Annotated in this window: 14 protein-coding genes and 1 tRNA gene; all 15 read right to left on the reverse strand. The window is 58.7% G+C overall.

Features of this window, described 5'->3' with window-relative positions:
- Window positions 1-182 precede the first annotated feature (182 nt).
- Entirely contained in the window at window positions 183-1,817 is a 1,635-nt protein-coding gene (gene purH, locus ACTQYB_RS01630; RefSeq protein ID WP_441481982.1) for a bifunctional phosphoribosylaminoimidazolecarboxamide formyltransferase/IMP cyclohydrolase, read from the reverse strand.
- Window positions 1,792-3,162, reverse strand: a complete 1,371-nt coding sequence (locus ACTQYB_RS01635) for a cell division protein PerM (protein ID WP_441481983.1) — start codon at window positions 3,160-3,162, stop codon at window positions 1,792-1,794. Before ACTQYB_RS01635 ends, purH begins: the two co-directional genes overlap by 26 nt.
- Window positions 3,159-4,082, reverse strand: coding sequence for a succinate--CoA ligase subunit alpha (sucD, locus tag ACTQYB_RS01640; protein WP_015450574.1), 924 nt, complete (start codon window positions 4,080-4,082; stop codon window positions 3,159-3,161). Before sucD ends, ACTQYB_RS01635 begins: the two co-directional genes overlap by 4 nt.
- The gene (sucC, locus tag ACTQYB_RS01645; RefSeq protein WP_441481984.1) at window positions 4,079-5,281 is read right to left on the reverse strand and encodes an ADP-forming succinate--CoA ligase subunit beta; all 1,203 of its coding nucleotides are present in this window, start codon (window positions 5,279-5,281) and stop codon (window positions 4,079-4,081) included. The genes sucD and sucC overlap by 4 nt, the downstream gene beginning before the upstream one ends.
- Before the next feature lie 20 nt (window positions 5,282-5,301).
- Window positions 5,302-5,880 (reverse strand): adenine phosphoribosyltransferase, encoded by a 579-nt coding sequence (locus ACTQYB_RS01650; protein WP_033505620.1) that lies wholly within the window; start codon window positions 5,878-5,880, stop codon window positions 5,302-5,304.
- Between the two features lie 80 nt (window positions 5,881-5,960).
- Window positions 5,961-6,467, reverse strand: a complete 507-nt coding sequence (locus ACTQYB_RS01655; RefSeq protein ID WP_441481985.1) for a preprotein translocase subunit YajC — start codon at window positions 6,465-6,467, stop codon at window positions 5,961-5,963.
- Between the two features lie 44 nt (window positions 6,468-6,511).
- Window positions 6,512-7,576, reverse strand: coding sequence for a Holliday junction branch migration DNA helicase RuvB (gene ruvB, locus ACTQYB_RS01660; RefSeq protein ID WP_033505622.1), 1,065 nt, complete (start codon window positions 7,574-7,576; stop codon window positions 6,512-6,514).
- Window positions 7,577-7,601: 25 nt separating this feature from the next.
- A complete protein-coding gene (gene ruvA / locus ACTQYB_RS01665; RefSeq protein WP_441481986.1) occupies window positions 7,602-8,219 on the reverse strand; it encodes a Holliday junction branch migration protein RuvA in 618 nt (205 codons plus the stop codon).
- 50 nt (window positions 8,220-8,269) lie between these two features.
- Window positions 8,270-8,851, reverse strand: a complete 582-nt coding sequence (gene ruvC / locus ACTQYB_RS01670) for a crossover junction endodeoxyribonuclease RuvC (protein ID WP_015450580.1) — start codon at window positions 8,849-8,851, stop codon at window positions 8,270-8,272.
- 4 nt (window positions 8,852-8,855) lie between these two features.
- Window positions 8,856-9,614, reverse strand: a complete 759-nt coding sequence (locus tag ACTQYB_RS01675) for a YebC/PmpR family DNA-binding transcriptional regulator (protein ID WP_015450581.1) — start codon at window positions 9,612-9,614, stop codon at window positions 8,856-8,858.
- A gap of 51 nt (window positions 9,615-9,665) precedes the next feature.
- Window positions 9,666-10,871: a glycosyltransferase family 4 protein gene (locus tag ACTQYB_RS01680; protein ID WP_441481994.1), complete on the reverse strand. Its 1,206-nt coding sequence runs from the start codon at window positions 10,869-10,871 to the stop codon at window positions 9,666-9,668.
- Between the two features lie 68 nt (window positions 10,872-10,939).
- Complete coding sequence (locus ACTQYB_RS01685; RefSeq protein ID WP_441481987.1) at window positions 10,940-11,965, reverse strand: phosphatidylinositol mannoside acyltransferase; 1,026 nt, start codon at window positions 11,963-11,965, stop codon at window positions 10,940-10,942.
- Between the two features lie 8 nt (window positions 11,966-11,973).
- Window positions 11,974-12,621: a CDP-alcohol phosphatidyltransferase family protein gene (locus ACTQYB_RS01690; RefSeq protein WP_033505628.1), complete on the reverse strand. Its 648-nt coding sequence runs from the start codon at window positions 12,619-12,621 to the stop codon at window positions 11,974-11,976.
- Window positions 12,622-12,719: 98 nt separating this feature from the next.
- Window positions 12,720-14,753, reverse strand: coding sequence for a threonine--tRNA ligase (gene thrS, locus ACTQYB_RS01695; protein WP_033505630.1), 2,034 nt, complete (start codon window positions 14,751-14,753; stop codon window positions 12,720-12,722).
- Window positions 14,754-15,466: 713 nt separating this feature from the next.
- Window positions 15,467-15,539, reverse strand: a tRNA-Val gene (locus ACTQYB_RS01700).
- Window positions 15,540-15,564: the final 25 nt, after the last annotated feature.

Below are 15,564 nucleotides of genomic sequence, written 5' to 3' on the forward strand. Positions count from 1 at the left end.
AGTCGATTGGCGACACCGGAAATCAGCCAGTCTGGAACACACGGCACCGCTGAGTACCGACCACTGAAATGCGACCAATGGTGGCTACCGCACCACCAGGAAGTCGCATCCGTGCAAAAGGCGGTGCCCGGCCCGAAGACCAGACACCGCCCCAAACAGGCCGTTACGCCGAAAACCGCGAATCAGTGGAAGAAGTGGCGGGTTCCCGTGATGTACATGGTAATGCCGGCTTTACGAGCCGCCTCGAAAACTTCCTCATCGCGGATGGATCCACCGGGCTGCACAATCGCCTTGACACCGGCGTTGATGAGGTATTCCGCGCCATCAGCGAACGGGAAGAACGCATCGGAAGCGGCGACCGAGCCAGTGGTACGGTCGGCGCCATCAGCCAGCGTATTGGCACGTTCGACGGCGAGATGGCAAGAATCCACACGGTTGACCTGTCCCATGCCGATGCCGACGGTTGCTTGATCGTGGGCGATGAGAATGGCGTTCGACTTCACGCAACGAATGGCACGCCAAGCAAACTCGAGGTCACGCAGCGTATCGGCATCCGCGGGATCGCCGGAGACAAGCTTCCACGCATCCGGGCTGTCGCCGGGGGCGTTAATCAGATCAGTAGTCTGCACGAGCAGTCCCCCGTCGATCTGACGGTACTGCTGCTTGGTGCGAGGAGGCTCGGCGACCTTCAGGATGCGAAGGTTCTTCTTCTTGGTCTTGAGCAACTCAAGGGCTTCCGGCTCATAGTCGGGGGCGACGATGACCTCAGTGAAGATCGGCCGCACGTTCTGGGCCATTTCAAGCGTCACCGTGGTGTTCGCGGCGATGACACCGCCATAAGCGCTCATCGGGTCGCAGGCATGCGCCTTTTTGTGGGCTTCGGCGACGGTCTTGCCGAGTGCCAAACCGCAAGGATTGTTGTGCTTGACAACAGCGACAGCGATGCTCGGGGCGAAATCCCACACGGCGCGCCAAGCAGCATCGGCGTCAACGTAATTGTTGTAGCTCATGGGCTTGCCACCGAGCTGTTCGGCATGGGCGAACCCGTTCTGGTTCAGCGGATCCAAGTAGAGAGCTGCCTGCTGATGCGGGTTCTCGCCATACCGCAGCATATGAGAGCGATCCCACGTACGCGTGTACGCCTTTGGGAACACGGTATCCTCATTGGGAATGTCGTCATCCGACACAGGCTGGTCGGCGGTGATGCTTTCCGGCTTCGGCCACTGCTTGGACGTCCACTCGTTGATGGTCGCGTCATAGGCAGCTGTGTGGGCGAAAGCCTTGGCGGCGAGCCAGCGACGCTCCTCAAGGCTGAACCCGCGACCGTCTTCGATGCGCTTGGCCACCAGCGCATAGTCAGCGGGATCGGTAATGATGGCGACTGTGGCGCTGTTCTTCGCCGCTGCGCGAACCATGGACGGGCCACCGATATCGATTTTCTCGATGGTGTCCGCCTCATTCGCACCGGAACGGACGGTATCCGCGAACGGATACAAGTTGACCACCACCAGGTCGAAAGGCTTGATACCCAGCGTTTGGAGTTGCTTGACATGCTCGGGGTTGGTCATATCGGCAAGGATGCCCGCATGAATGTGAGGATCAAGGGTCTTGACACGGCCGTCAAGGCTTTCCGGGAAGCCGGTGACTTCACTGACCTCGGTCACGTTGACACCAAGTTCGGCGAGACGCTTGGCGGTCGAACCGGTGGAAACGACTTCAGTGCCTGCGGCGATGAACGCCTTGGCAAGCACGTCGATGCCTTCCTTGTGGAATACGGATACGAGGGCCCGTTTAATCGGCCTGTTCGTTGATGCCATCCTGTTCCTCCTTGGTGGTTGTTGTCGCATGATCTACGACAATAGGTGTACTGGCGACACCTCGCGGTTGTCTGTCAGCCGTATTCCCGGTTGACTGACTGTTCTTGGCCGGGCGCAGATGCGACCAACACAAGCGTAATCCATACCATGCCGCATCGGCAACGATGACCGCCGCCCATGTGCCGAATAATCCGACGATGGTCGGATATCCTACGGCGCGTGTCGAAGCCACGACGTCGACGCCGACGTGCGCGAGCCGATGCGCTCCCAGCGCACCGTTGGACAGGGCGAACATGCACGACGACCCCAAAGCCACGAGCGCCCCCGAAATGCAGAATGAGCCAAGCGGATAGGCGAACATGATAATGTCGCGCACCACTGTGGCACGGTCGTCTCCGGCGCGGGGCGCCCTAATGGCGAAACCGGTCGGCGACAACATGAATGCGAGGGCACAGACGAGAGATACGATCAGCGGAAGCGACAAAAGGAATGAGCGCAACCCATCATTGCCGATGGCTTGCGGGAAAATGCCGAACAGCGGCACACCCGGCAGGTCCGTGGACTGTCCGATCCACATCGTGAAATGTGCAAGCTCCCCTATGCGGAATCCAGCCCCGAACATCCAAGACAGGGACCAGATGCACAGGTTGGGCAGCCACGCGAGTGAACATACCGATGTCATGATGCGTGATCCCACGCCCATCGCATCAAATTCAAAAATCTTGGATACTGCATCGGCGCCGTAGACAATCCAGACCACCACATCGATGCACGCCAACAGAACGTATATGCCTAGCAGCGTCAAGCCCAGTGCCGCGCCGAGCGACAGCGCTCGCCTGAGTTCACGGGACACATGTTGTCCGAAGAACGCCTTGATGCGTTGCCACGATTCGCTTACCGGGAACACCCCGAGCACGAAGGCCACAGTGAATACAAAGCAGGTTTTTACCGCCACGATGCCGATATTGTCAAGCAGGCCCACGGAGATATGGAAGGCGAAGGCCATGTTGAAGGACAACCATGTGATGAGCCCGCCAAAATATGCGGCCCAAGACAGATGACGCTTGCGCGCGATGGATGCGAGCAACCACACCATCAACAGCGTCAGTGCCAGAGGAATCACACTCAGGGTGATTGCGCTGGTCTGGAATCCAATCCCTTGGCTGAGCAGAATCATGCTTCGCGTCAGCGAGAAGGCATAGTCTGTCAAACCGCCGGTACCTTCTTCCATGGATATGACCAGCAGAAGCAGGGAAATCAGCAACCAGAGCGCAAGCGCATATAACGCCATGGAGGCCGCCGCGAAGACGACCCCCTTGACGAATGAAACGCACCGTTCTTTCATGCGGCGATGGATTGCAATGCCTTGCGCATGAGGTCAGCGGTCTGACGCGGTGTCTTGCCGACAGGAATCCCGACGGCTTCCAGCGCAATCTTCTTATCTTGCGCGGTGCCTTTTCCACCGGAGACAATGGCGCCTGCATGACCCATCTGCTTGCCTTCAGGAGCCGTGAAGCCTGCGATATAGGCGACGACGGGCTTGGTCATGTGCTTGCTGGCCCATGCGGCGGCATCCTGTTCGGCGCTTCCGCCGATCTCGCCAATCATGACGACACCCTTGGTGGCGTCATCGGCTTCGAACTGTTCCAAAGCTTCCTGGAGTGTCGTGCCGACGATGGGGTCGCCCCCCACACCCACGCACGCGGTGAAACCTATGTCGGAGAGCTCGCCCATGAGCTGGTAGGTGAGCGTACCGGATTTCGACACGAGGCCGAGCGGACCGCGGTGGACGATGCCATCGGGGATGATGCCAAGGTTGACGCCGTGAGCACCGTCAGTCGCTGGCAATGTAATCAGGCCCGGGCAGTTCGGTCCGATGATACGGACACCCTTGCGCAAGGCGAGTTCGACGAAGTATGCTGAATCGGCAACGGGAATACCCTCGGTGATGACGACGATCGTGCCGATACCGGCTTGAATCGCTTCGACGACAGCGTCTTTGGCGAAGCGCGGAGGTACGAAGATGACACTCGCCTTGGCTCCGGTCGCTTTGATCGCTTCGCTGCATGTCGCGTATACGGGAATGACCGCGTCCTTGCCTTCACGGGCCTTCGGATAGGTGACGGTCGTGCCTGCCTTGCGAGGATTGACACCACCGACGATATTCGTCCCTGCCTTGAGCATTCTTGCCGTATGGGTCATACCCTGATGGCCCGTCATGCCCTGGACGATGACCGGGGCACCATCTTCAACAAACAACGTCATTTCGTGGCCTCCTTGCTGGACGATGCGGCAGCGATGCGTGCGGCCTGTTGTGCTGCTTCCTCCATGGTGTCATAGACATGCAGGTTCGGGTCATTGGCATCAGCGAGCATGCGCAGACCTTCCTGTGCAGCGTTGCCGTCGAATCGGACAACAATCGGCTTGACGGTCTCGATGGCTTGCAATGCGCCGAGAATGCCAGCAGCGACTTGCTCACATGACGTAATGCCGCCATAGACGTTCACGAAGACAGAACGCACTTGCGGGTCAGACAGTACAATCTCTAAGCTGTTGCGCATGACCTCGGCTGAGGCGCCGCCGCCGATGTCGAGGAAGTTCGCCGGCTTGATGCTGGTGCCCTGTTCCTCGCCGGCTCCCGAAACCGCATCAAGCGAGCTCATGACGAGTCCTGCGCCATTGCCGATGACGCCGACCTGTCCGGTCAGATGTACATAGTGCAGTCCGAGTTCCTTTGCCTTGCGCTCGTACGGGTCAAGCTGCGTGGCGCCTTCGAAACGCTTCCAACCGTCATGCCGGTACGAGGCGTTGTCGTCGAGTGAAATCTTGGCGTCGAGCGCGCACAACGATTTACTTGATTCATCTTGCGGGTCGCCGATTTTGGCGAGCGGGTTGATTTCCACGAGCGTGGCATCGTTGGCCTTGAAGCACTGCCACATATTCAGCAGAATGCGCGCAGCCTGGTCAACGTCCGCATGGTAGAACCCGATGTTGTGCGCCATCTCAGTCGCGGCTTCGAGGTCGAAAGTGTCCAACGCGTTGATGTGCAGGCGCTTGACCGATTCGGGATGGGCCTTTGCAATTTCCTCGACTTCGGTGCCACCGTTCGCTGTCGCGAGCACATCGAAATCACGCGAGGTGCGGTCCACTGAAATCGAGACATAGTATTCGTGGATGACGTTCTTGGCTTCCGCGACCAGTACGCCACGAACCTGATGGCCATGGATGACCATGGGGAAAATGGTATTCGCCGCAGCGACAGCTTCATCGCGCGTATGGGCAATCTTGACGCCGCCTGCTTGACCGCGATGGCCGATTTTCACCTGCGCCTTGATGACGCACGGATATCCGATGGTATCCGCAGCCTGGGCGACTTCGTCGGCATTCGACGCATAAATCCCACTTGGGGTGGGAATCCCTTGCTCGTCAAGCAGCTGGCGAGCCTGATACTCGTATAAATCCATTTCTGCCTCTCTTCATCCGGTCACGCCGGCATGGACACCAGTGTGCTCGTAGGGTATGGACCAAGACTGTCGATTCCGTCAAGCCCTTCGAGTTGCATCACAAAGCTGAAACCGGCGATGATGCCGCCGCATTTGCGAATCAGGTCCGCTGCCGCCTTCGCCGTACCGCCCGTTGCGATGAGATCGTCGACAATCAGTACGCGTTCGCCGGAGCTGACCGCATCGGATTCCACTTCCACACGGGCTTGCCCGTATTCCAAGGTGTAATCCTCGCCGATGACGGGTGGCGGTAGCTTGCCCGCCTTACGCACTGCGATGAACCCCTTGCCAAGTCGGGCTGCAAGCGCCGGACCGAACAGAAAGCCCCTGGCTTCCAGCCCTGCTACAGAGTCAAAGGAATCAGCAGGAACCGGCAGTGCCTTTTCAAGGCCTTCCAAGAGAATCTGCAGACCTTTCGCGTCCTCGAGAACCGGCATGAAATCACGGAAGTTGATACCTTCCTTGGGGAATCCAAGCACTGAACGGAACAGGGAGGTCATGTATTCGGCCTTGTCCCTGCCTACTAGTTCAAGTTGTCTGATATGGATATCGGATGCCATCGATGGGACCTGATCTTTCTGATTGCTGTGTTGCCGGATTCGCCGGGCTGCAAATCGAGACGGAAACCGACTATGATAGGTTATTTGGCTTCGTTGTCGGATGCTTTGTCTTCGGTATCGGCTTCGCCTGCTTCAGCCGGTGCAGCTGTATCAGCAGTGTCATCCGCCGAGGACGCATTCTGCACGTCGGTTCGCTCGATGTCAGAAACCCCAGTCTCGGACGCCGCAGACGCGCCCTCGGCACCCTCGCTGCTGGCATCTTCCTGCTGCGAATCATTGGCTTCGGCCTCGTCGTCATCGATGAACGCCGGACGCACGTATTTTCCGGCGACGGCGTTGAGCTTGAAGCGCAGACGAGAGCCTTCGGAATCCACGACGATTTCCTCGTACTTCTCGTCCACGGATACAATCGTGGCGATGATGCCGCCACGAAGCACGACGAGAGTGCCCGGGACCATGGCCTCGCGCAATTCTTCCTGCTGCTGCTGCTGCTTCTTCTTCATACGACGTGAACTCATCCACATCATGAAGATGAACAGGATGAGGATGACGATCATAACCATATTAGGATCGAGATTCTGAGACATGGGACTCCTGACGTGCTAGCGGGGTGCTATCCAAATATCTAACCTTAGAATAGCTTGTTGACATCATCCTGGGGTTCAAGGCCGAGATGCCTCCAGGCCTTAGCCGTTGCGACACGGCCTTTTGGAGTGCGTACGAGGAATCCCTCGCGGACAAGATACGGCTCACATACCGTCTCCACGGTTTCCGATTCCTCGCCCACCATCGCCGACAGATTGTTCAAGCCAACTGGTCCGCCGTTGAAATTACGGCAGATTGCCTGCAATACGGCGATATCGAGTCTGTCCAATCCTTCGGAATCGATCTGGTACAGAGCCAGCGCCTGAGTGACCGCATCGACGTCCACACTTTCCAAATCATGGACGATTGCCCAGTCGCGCACACGACGCAGCAACCGGTTCGCGATACGCGGCGTCCCTCTGGATCTCAGGGATAGCTGATGCGCCGCGCCTTCTTCCAATTCCACGCCAAGCACCGAAGCGGACCGCTCGATGAGTTTCTCCAACTCCTCATGTGGATAGAAATCCAGATGCGCGGTAAAACCGAAACGCGCCCGAAGCGGCGAAGGCAACATGCCTTCCCTTGTGGTGGCGCCAATCACCGTGAAGCGCGGCAAAGTCAACGGGATGGATGACGCACCGGGCCCCTTGCCGACCATGACATCGACACGGAAATCCTCCATGGCGATGTACAGCAGCTCCTCTGCCGGCCGAGGCAGACGATGGATCTCGTCGATGAACAGTACTTCTCCGGCGTCCAACGAGCTGAGAATGGATGCGAGATCTCCCGCATGCTGGATGGCAGGCCCCGAAGTCACCCTGATCGGCACGCCCAGTTCGTTGGCCACGATCATGGCAAGTGTGGTCTTACCCAGCCCTGGAGGGCCCGCCAGGAGGATATGGTCCGGGGGAACTTCACGTTTGCGTGCTGCGTCAAGGAACAGCTGCAATTGTGCTTTGAGCCGTGGCTGCCCGATGAAGCCTTCAAGGACATGGGGACGCAGCTCCTCGTCACTCACTGGCTCGCTGTCCAATGGTTGCGAAGATACCATACGCAGGGATTCCTCCCTGGCGCCATCATTATTCACCGTCATGTCTTCAGATTGTCGCATATCTCGCCTGTGCCCTTCTCATGCATTATCGCCCGCGGTCAAGTTCGGTCAGCGCCAGTTTGAGCACACGAGGCACGTCCTTCTCGCCTATAGGAGTGTCAATATCATGGTCGCGGCATGCGCGTTCGACGGCATCCAAGGCATCCTGCTGACGCCACCCAAGCGAAATAAGCCCTTCAACGACCTGTTGGGCACCCGTGTCCACCGGCGACTGAGCTGGGCCCGATACGCCCTCGACTTGGGACAGATCAAGCGAACCTTTGAGCTCCAGGATGATTTTCTGCGCCCCCTTCTTGCCGAGCCCCGGGGCTTTGGCCAACGCAGTGGCATCCCCGTCGGCAACCGCCCTGGCAAGACGGTCAGGAGGCAAGGTGGACAGCAACGAAAGTGCGACCTTCGGGCCGATGCCGCTCACTTTTTGCAGCTGGAGGAACATCTTTTTCTCAGCAGGTGACAGGAATCCATACAACGTGATGGCATCCTGGGTGACCGCCATAGAGGTGTACACGGTAGCGGATTGCCCTGAGTGCAATGAGGCGAGATCAGTCTGCGGCATACGGACGGCAAAGCCCACACCGCTGACATCAAGCACGACCCCGGACTGGTCGACCGCTGCGACCTGCCCATGAAGCATGGCGATCATATTGCCTCCTTCAGGCTGTGTAACCAACAATCGAACATCTGTTCGATAGCTTACATGCCGCGGTCGACTCCGCGACGACGCTTCGCCCGCTGCGCCGCGACCGCCCACTGTCGTTGCGCGGCGGTCAGATGCTGTTCACGTTCGCCTCCCTGCAACGCCCCTGCCGGCCGCAACGCATGGCACATCGCTTGCGCCAAAGCGTCAGCTGCGTCAGGCGGGGTGGGCATCTCGGACAGGTTCAGGATACGCATGACCATGCGTTCGACTTGGAGCTTGTCCGCTTTGCCGTTGCCAGTGATCGCGAGCTTGACTTCGGTCGGAGTGTGCAAAGCGACGGGTATCCCCCGCTGCGCGGCTGCGAGCATGGCCATACCCGCCGCCTGCGCGGTTCCGAGCACGGTGTTGCGATTGGCCTGCGCGAACACGCGTTCAATGGACACCGTGTCAGGGACAAAGCGTTCGATTTTATCAACCAGTCCGTTGTAAATCGAAAGCAGCCTCAAATCCTGGGAAGTGTCGGGGCTGGTGCGGATGACATCGACATGGATAAAAGAAAGCCGGCGTGACGCGCCGGCTTCCACCACGCCGACCCCGCACCGAGTCAGGCCGGGATCAACGCCAAGGATGATCAACAGATCACTCCTCTTCCTCCAATTGGGCCATCACCTCGTCGGATGCGGTCCAGTTGCTGTAGATGTTCTGGACATCGTCAAGGTCGTCGAGGTTGTCAATCAGCTTGGACACCTTGCGGGCGTCGTCGAGGCTGAGCTCAATCTCGTTCTTCGGAATCATGACCAGATCGGCGGAATCGTAGTCGATGCCAGCTTCCTGGAGACCCTTGCGGACCGTGATAAGATCGGCGGGATCGGTGATCACGCTGAACACGTCACCGTCATCGGACACGTCCTCGGCGCCGGCTTCGGCTGCAATCTCGAAGAGCTTGTCGTAATCCAGACCCTCGGACGGCACCTCGATCTGGCCCTTGCGCTCGAAGTTGAAGCTCACGGCGCCTGACGTGGCCAGGGAACCGTTGCCCTTGGTCAGTGTGGAACGCACTTCAGCCGCGGCACGGTTGCGGTTATCGGTCAGGCATTCGATGATGAGGCCGACGCCGGCAGGCGCATACCCTTCGTACACGATGTCCTCGTAGTTGGCGGCACCGTCTTCCTCACCAGAGCCACGCTTGACGGCGCGCTTGATGTTGTCGGCAGGCATGGATGCCTTCTTGGCCTTGACAATCGCATCATACAGCGTCGGGTTGCCGTCGGGGTCGCCGCCGCCCAGACGGGCTGCGATCTCGATGTTCTTGATCAGCTTCGCGAACAGCTTGCCGCGCTTGGCGTCAATGGCGGCCTTCTTATGCTTGGTGGTCGCCCACTTGGAATGCCCTGACATAATGCTCCTAGCAGATACGGGTACGATAAACACACCGATTGTAAAGCGCTTTCAAGACAAGACCTCGGCGTACACGCCGAGCACCTGGTCTACGACACTGCTCCAGTCATACTGCAATGCGCGGTTCTGGCCGGCCTCACCCAACGACGCGCGTGCCCCACGGTCTGCTATCAACGAACACACCACGGAAGCGCAATCACGGTCGTCACCATTACCGAACAACGCAGCAGCACGACCATCATCCGCGACAGCCGCGAATGCAGGAAGATCGGAAGCCACGACCGCGCACCCCGCCGCCATGGCTTCGGCGAGCACGATACCGAAGCTTTCACCTCCGGTCTGAGGAGCGATATAGACGCTGAGCGACCTGTAGAATCGAGCCTTGTCTTCATCGCTGATTCTGCCAAGGAACTCCATATGATCCATAAGGCGCCCCGATGGGTCGACCGCATTGACAATCGACCTGCCTTCGCGCTCACCATCGCCGGCACACAGGAACCGGGCTTGCGGATACCGGTCAAGAATCCTTGACGCTGTACGGCAGAATACCGCGAATCCTTTCCGTTCCTCCCCCATCCTTCCAAGGAACCCGATCGTCGGGCTCTCATCGTCTCCCTGCCAGGCGGGCACGGGGGTGGCCTGGGCGAATTGATCAGCATCGATGCCATTGGGAATGACCGACACCGGCACGTTCCCGGGCAAATACCGTTGTGCAACCTCGCGTGCGGCATCGCTGACACAGATGGCGTGGGACAGTGGTCGCAGATAACGGTTGAGGTAACCATGGAAGAAGCGCAACGCAAACGGGTAGACGTCGAACGCGGCATGGAATGTCCCGATGAGCGGAGGATGATGCACCATGGTCAGCGGTTTATGACTCAGGGAAGGCGTCTCGGGCTCATGAAGATGCACAATATCGAAATGCCCCTGCCGGACCCAACGACGCACCTGGGCCCCGACGAACCCGAAATAGCTCAGCCGCGACACCGAACCGTTGTAGGGAATCGCGAAGGAGGTACCGACCGTCTGCACCCACAACGGCATATCGTTGGTCCGTCGTCCGGGCGCAAGAACCTCGACCTCGTGGCCTCGCGCGATCAGCTCCTTCGCGAAGTCACGGATATGGAACTGCACACCGCCCGGAGTCTCGAACGAATACGGCGAGATGATACCGACGCGCAACTTCCGGCCGTGCAACGGATCCGGCTGACACTGCGCTCCACAGTCTGCCTCATCGCGACGATCTGCGTTCGACATCATGTCCTTTCTTCCGTCAACAAGACAATAGTCATAGCCTACACCGTCTCGGGCTTTCCGGCGAAGGCTTACATGCCTCGTTTGCGCTGCTTGATCATCTTGAGGACCTCGTCGGGGACGTCCTTGAGCCGTGACAGGTCGAGATCCTCGATGAAAATCGGTTGGAGCATATGCCAGTCCTGCGGATGCTCGGCTATACCGCTCGCCCACACATCAACCCATGCCTGGCTGATATCATGAATCGCCTGCTCACGGGGAAGACCGGCGAATCGAGAGATATCAATCGGGGCGCTGACCCGGCAGACATACCCGTATGGGGTACGGGCTGTCCTGCGTCTTTCTCCATGCAGACGTTCACGATACATATTGACGACATACAGGGGCAAGCCGGTGTCATAGGCCAAGGTTGCAGGCCCTCGCGCCACACGAATCATCGAGTCGAAGGCGCGGACGAATTCGCCGTGACGGCTCAGATCACGGTCTGCGAGTAGCGGCACCACCACATGCGGCTTGTCCAGTTTTTCCTCCAGTTTACCGATTAGGCCGGGCTGACCGGTGAGCAGGATTGAAATGCCCAGGGACCGTCTGATGTCCACGAAAGTCTTGAGCAGTTCTTCGTTCTCCAACCGTTCGGCGACCGTGGTCACCGGGGCGATATGGCGATACGCCCAATACCCGGCGTAATCCCAATTGCCTTGATGTCCCATAGCGATGGGCACCGAACCGGCTTGCACACGCGTGGATTCGATGATCAGCGCACACCCGGGGCCGTCCCCGCGTACACGGGCACTCAGGCATTCATCGCTTCTGCCGCCGACCGTCATGGCTTCGGAGAAATACGTGAAATAGGACCGCATCGCCCGGTGGGAAACATGCCGCAGATGTATCCTGTTCCGGATTGCTGCCCATACTCCGTCATGTTCAGACCGGTTGTGGTCATGCAATACGTGTGACAGGTTGCGTTCCAACTGCTTGACGCCGCCGGCGCGCGTCAGCCAAGCGATATCAGCGGCGAACAAGAACAGCCCCCTGACCAGCCGCTCAGGCAGCATACCGGCGTGCTTGGCGATGAAGATAAGGACCCTGTCAAGCATGGCCGGTGTTACCGCTCATCGGCTTTCATCTGACGCCGCACCTCGAAAATCCTCTGGAACACCGTAATCAGGCCGAGCACAGTCAAGAGCGCCATCGCGATGGCAAGCCACAGCCCGTTATGGGTCAATCCGGTCACGAACATGCCAACTAGGATGATGAACAGGCGATCAGCCCGTGTCGCGATGCCGTTTTTAGCCTCGTACCCCACAGATTCCGCACGAGCACGGGCATAGGAGGTGACGAATGAGGTCATGATGGAAACGAGCGCGCAACCGATACCGACATGAGAGATGACGTCCTCACCGGATCCGCCGTGCATCCACCAGTCGCTATGCAGGTAGAAAATCAGGATGCAGCCGATGAGAACCGCCCAATCGGCGATTCTGTCAAGAGTTGAATCAAGGAATGCGCCGAATTTCGTTCCCCCGGTGGTCAGCATGGCCACAGAACCGTCGAGGGAATCGAACAGCACGACAATCGCGAGGAAAAACACGAGGGGAATGATCCAACCGGTGATGCCAATTGCAATGGACAACGCTATGGACAGAATCGACCCGGTGATTGTAATGCCATTGGCACTCATATGCATACGTACGCAAACACGGGCGATGGGTTCGGTCAGTTTCTTCCACAATCCCCGGCAATGTTCCAGCATTGTCTTCGATACCTTTCTTGTCGATTATCGGCAGGCGAATCGGGCGGCACTGAAATGTCCAGTGCCGCCCGAACCCGTTCAGCGCAATGTCGTACGGGTCACTTGGTCGCGGCCGCGAAATCGTCGGCGTTGTTCACTTGGACACGCTTCTTGATGACTTCGAGGATCCACGCCTTAGCCTGGTCCACCGGCACGCCGTTGAGCTGGCTACCGTCACGGAACCTGAAGCTGACAGCGTTCTTCTTGACGTCCTCCTCACCGGCAATAAGTGTGAACGGGACTTTCGACTTGGACGCATTGCGGATCTTCTTGCCGAAACGATCGTCCGAGTTGTCCATCTCGCAACGCACGAGGTTCTCCTCGAGATCATCGATGAACGCCTGCAGATGCGGGGCGAACTCGTCGGCGACCGGGATGCCCGTGACCTGCACCGGGGCGAGCCAGACCGGGAAGGCGCCGGCATAATGCTCGAGCAGGATGGCGAAGAAACGCTCAATGGAGCCGAACAGGGCACGGTGAATCATCACCGGGCGCTGGTGGGTGCCATCTGCCGCGATATACTCAAGGCCGAAACGCTCAGGCAGGTTGAAGTCGAGCTGGATGGTGGACACCTGCCAGGTACGGCCGATGGCATCGCGCGCCTGGACGGAGATCTTCGGGCCGTAGAACGCGGCGCCAGCAGGATCGTCGACGAGTTCGAGTCCGGATTCCTTGGCGACCTCGGCGAGCGTATTGGTCGCTTCCTCCCAGATCTCGTCGGAGCCGACGAACTTGTGGGGATCCTTGGTCGACAGTTCCAGATAGAAGTCGTTGAGGCCGAAGTCCTTGAGCACCTTGAGCACGAAGGTGAGCAGGCGGCGAAGCTCAGGCTTCATCTGCTCGCGCGTGCAGTAGATATGCGAATCATCCTGAGTCAAACCGCGGACTCGCGTCAGGCCGTGCACCACGCCGGACTTCTCGTAGCGGTACACCGTGCCGAATTCGAACAGACGCAGCGGCAGTTCGCGGTACGAACGCTGACGTGACTTGAAAATCAGGTTGTGCATCGGGCAGTTCATCGGCTTGAGGTAGTAGTCGAAGCCCTGCTTGGTGACGTTGCCGTCCGCATCACGTTCCTCGTCAACGCGCATCGGCGGATACATATTGTCCTTGTACCAATGCAGATGCCCGGATGTCTCATACAGGCCGCCCTTGGTGATGTGCGGGGTCTGCACGAAGCTGTAATGGGCTTTGCGATGCATTTCGCGGGAGTAATCCTCCATCGCGTTGATGACCGCGGCGCCCTTCGGATGGAACACGGCGAGACCAGGTCCAATCTCCTCCGGGAAGGAGAACAAGTCCATTTCCTGCCCGAGCTTACGGTGATCGCGCTTGGCGGCCTCTTCCATGCGGGACATATAGGCCTTCAGGTCGTCCTTGCTCGCCCACGCGGTGCCGTAGATACGCTGAAGCATCGGGTTCTTCTCATCGCCGCGCCAATATGCGGCTGCGGTGCGTTCCAGCTTGAATGCCTTGATGTAGCGCGTGTTCGGCAGGTGAGGTCCGCGGCACAGATCCTTCCACACCACATTGCCTTCACGGTCGACATTGTCGTACATGGTCAGCTCGCCCTTGCCGGAGACCTCGGTGGACGCGGCTTCGTCGATTTCGGCTTCCTTGGCGCCAATCAGCTCAAGCTTGTAGGGCTGGCCCGCTTCTTCGGCGCGAGCTTCTTCCTCGCTGACCACGCGGCGGCGGAAGGACTGGGAGGACTTGATGATGCGCTGCATGCGCTTTTCGATTTCCTTGAGATCCTCCGGAGTGAACGGATCCTTGACGTCGAAATCGTAGTAGAAGCCATCCTTGATGACAGGGCCGATGCCGAGCTTGGCATCAGGACGAATCTCCTGCACGGCCTGTGCCATGACGTGGGTTGCGGAGTGCCGCATGATGGCCAGACCGTCCTCGGAATCGAGGGCGATCGACTCAACCTTGTCACCATCGTGAAGAGGGGTGTACAGGTCACGGGGTTCGCCGTTGAGACGCACGGCGATGATGTCTTTGTTGTCGCTGAAGAGATCGACGCCGGTCTGGCTTGCATCCACCTCCTTCACTTCACCGTTGACTGTTATGGAGATGGTTTGTTCTGCCATGAGGTGTCCTTTGCTATCGGGGCCCGCGGTACTAAGGTGCAGGCCTGGACTGTGTGTTACCTCGTTTACGGTAAATGCGGGACACGACATTGCACCCCGGTGCGGCATGAAGACTGTGGATGTCCGCCAAGTATCGCCCAATCTGTGTGTCTGGAATTGGGTGGAAGGGTTGTGTTGTCGGGTGTGTCGCGGTTTTGGGTCTTCTGGTCTGTGGGTTCGGACCGGGCAGGCATGGGTGCCTGAAACCCGCACGGACCTGTTGCGATGCAAGGTGTACGCGCGAGTTCGGATATGCCGTGCCGCGCATGCCCCGGCATACGTCTCACGCTAGGTAGGAGATCTTCCAGCCTGTCTGGGTGACGGAATGTCACTTTACATATGTCCGGGCATGTGTAAGGCGCGGAACACGATGCAGTGCCGATACTTTCCGGCTATATCTGTCCAGTTGCGCATGCCACGGCGTACAGGACGCACACAACTACCGGAACAATGATCCTAACTGTCGTACGCTCCACAACCGGACACGCGTCTTGGGCAATCACTGCACAAACTGACGGCGTTGACGATGATCCCGGCGTAACCAGTTGTAGGTGACGGCAGTGTTCCATTGGCGCGCCGCTGGACACACATGTTGGCCTATAACCCGGCCGCGGAGGGGAAGCCGGCAGTGGAAAACAAAAAACGCCACGCATCGCGTGACGTTCCTGATGATGTGGGTGATGCAGGAATCGAACCTGCGACCCCTTCCGTGTGAAGGAAGTGCGCTAGCCGCTGCGCCAATCACCCGATTGGTGAAGAAAGCCGGATTCCT

This window comes from Bifidobacterium sp. LCP19S3_E9 (genome assembly GCF_052121135.1).
In the GTDB taxonomy this organism is placed as follows: domain Bacteria; phylum Actinomycetota; class Actinomycetes; order Actinomycetales; family Bifidobacteriaceae; genus Bifidobacterium; species Bifidobacterium thermacidophilum.

Coding starts and splice junctions, on each gene's coding strand:
- purH (WP_441481982.1), bottom strand. CDS start 1,817: ATGGCATCAACGAACAGGCCGATTAAACGGGCCCTCGTATCCGTATTC.
- ACTQYB_RS01635 (WP_441481983.1), bottom strand. CDS start 3,162: ATGAAAGAACGGTGCGTTTCATTCGTCAAGGGGGTCGTCTTCGCGGCG.
- sucD (WP_015450574.1), bottom strand. CDS start 4,082: ATGACGTTGTTTGTTGAAGATGGTGCCCCGGTCATCGTCCAGGGCATG.
- sucC (WP_441481984.1), bottom strand. CDS start 5,281: ATGGATTTATACGAGTATCAGGCTCGCCAGCTGCTTGACGAGCAAGGG.
- ACTQYB_RS01650 (WP_033505620.1), bottom strand. CDS start 5,880: ATGGCATCCGATATCCATATCAGACAACTTGAACTAGTAGGCAGGGAC.
- ACTQYB_RS01655 (WP_441481985.1), bottom strand. CDS start 6,467: ATGTCTCAGAATCTCGATCCTAATATGGTTATGATCGTCATCCTCATC.
- ruvB (WP_033505622.1), bottom strand. CDS start 7,576: ATGCGACAATCTGAAGACATGACGGTGAATAATGATGGCGCCAGGGAG.
- ruvA (WP_441481986.1), bottom strand. CDS start 8,219: ATGATCGCCATGCTTCATGGGCAGGTCGCAGCGGTCGACCAGTCCGGG.
- ACTQYB_RS01675 (WP_015450581.1), bottom strand. CDS start 9,614: ATGTCAGGGCATTCCAAGTGGGCGACCACCAAGCATAAGAAGGCCGCC.
- ACTQYB_RS01680 (WP_441481994.1), bottom strand. CDS start 10,871: ATGTCGAACGCAGATCGTCGCGATGAGGCAGACTGTGGAGCGCAGTGT.
- ACTQYB_RS01685 (WP_441481987.1), bottom strand. CDS start 11,965: ATGCTTGACAGGGTCCTTATCTTCATCGCCAAGCACGCCGGTATGCTG.
- ACTQYB_RS01690 (WP_033505628.1), bottom strand. CDS start 12,621: ATGCTGGAACATTGCCGGGGATTGTGGAAGAAACTGACCGAACCCATC.
- thrS (WP_033505630.1), bottom strand. CDS start 14,753: ATGGCAGAACAAACCATCTCCATAACAGTCAACGGTGAAGTGAAGGAG.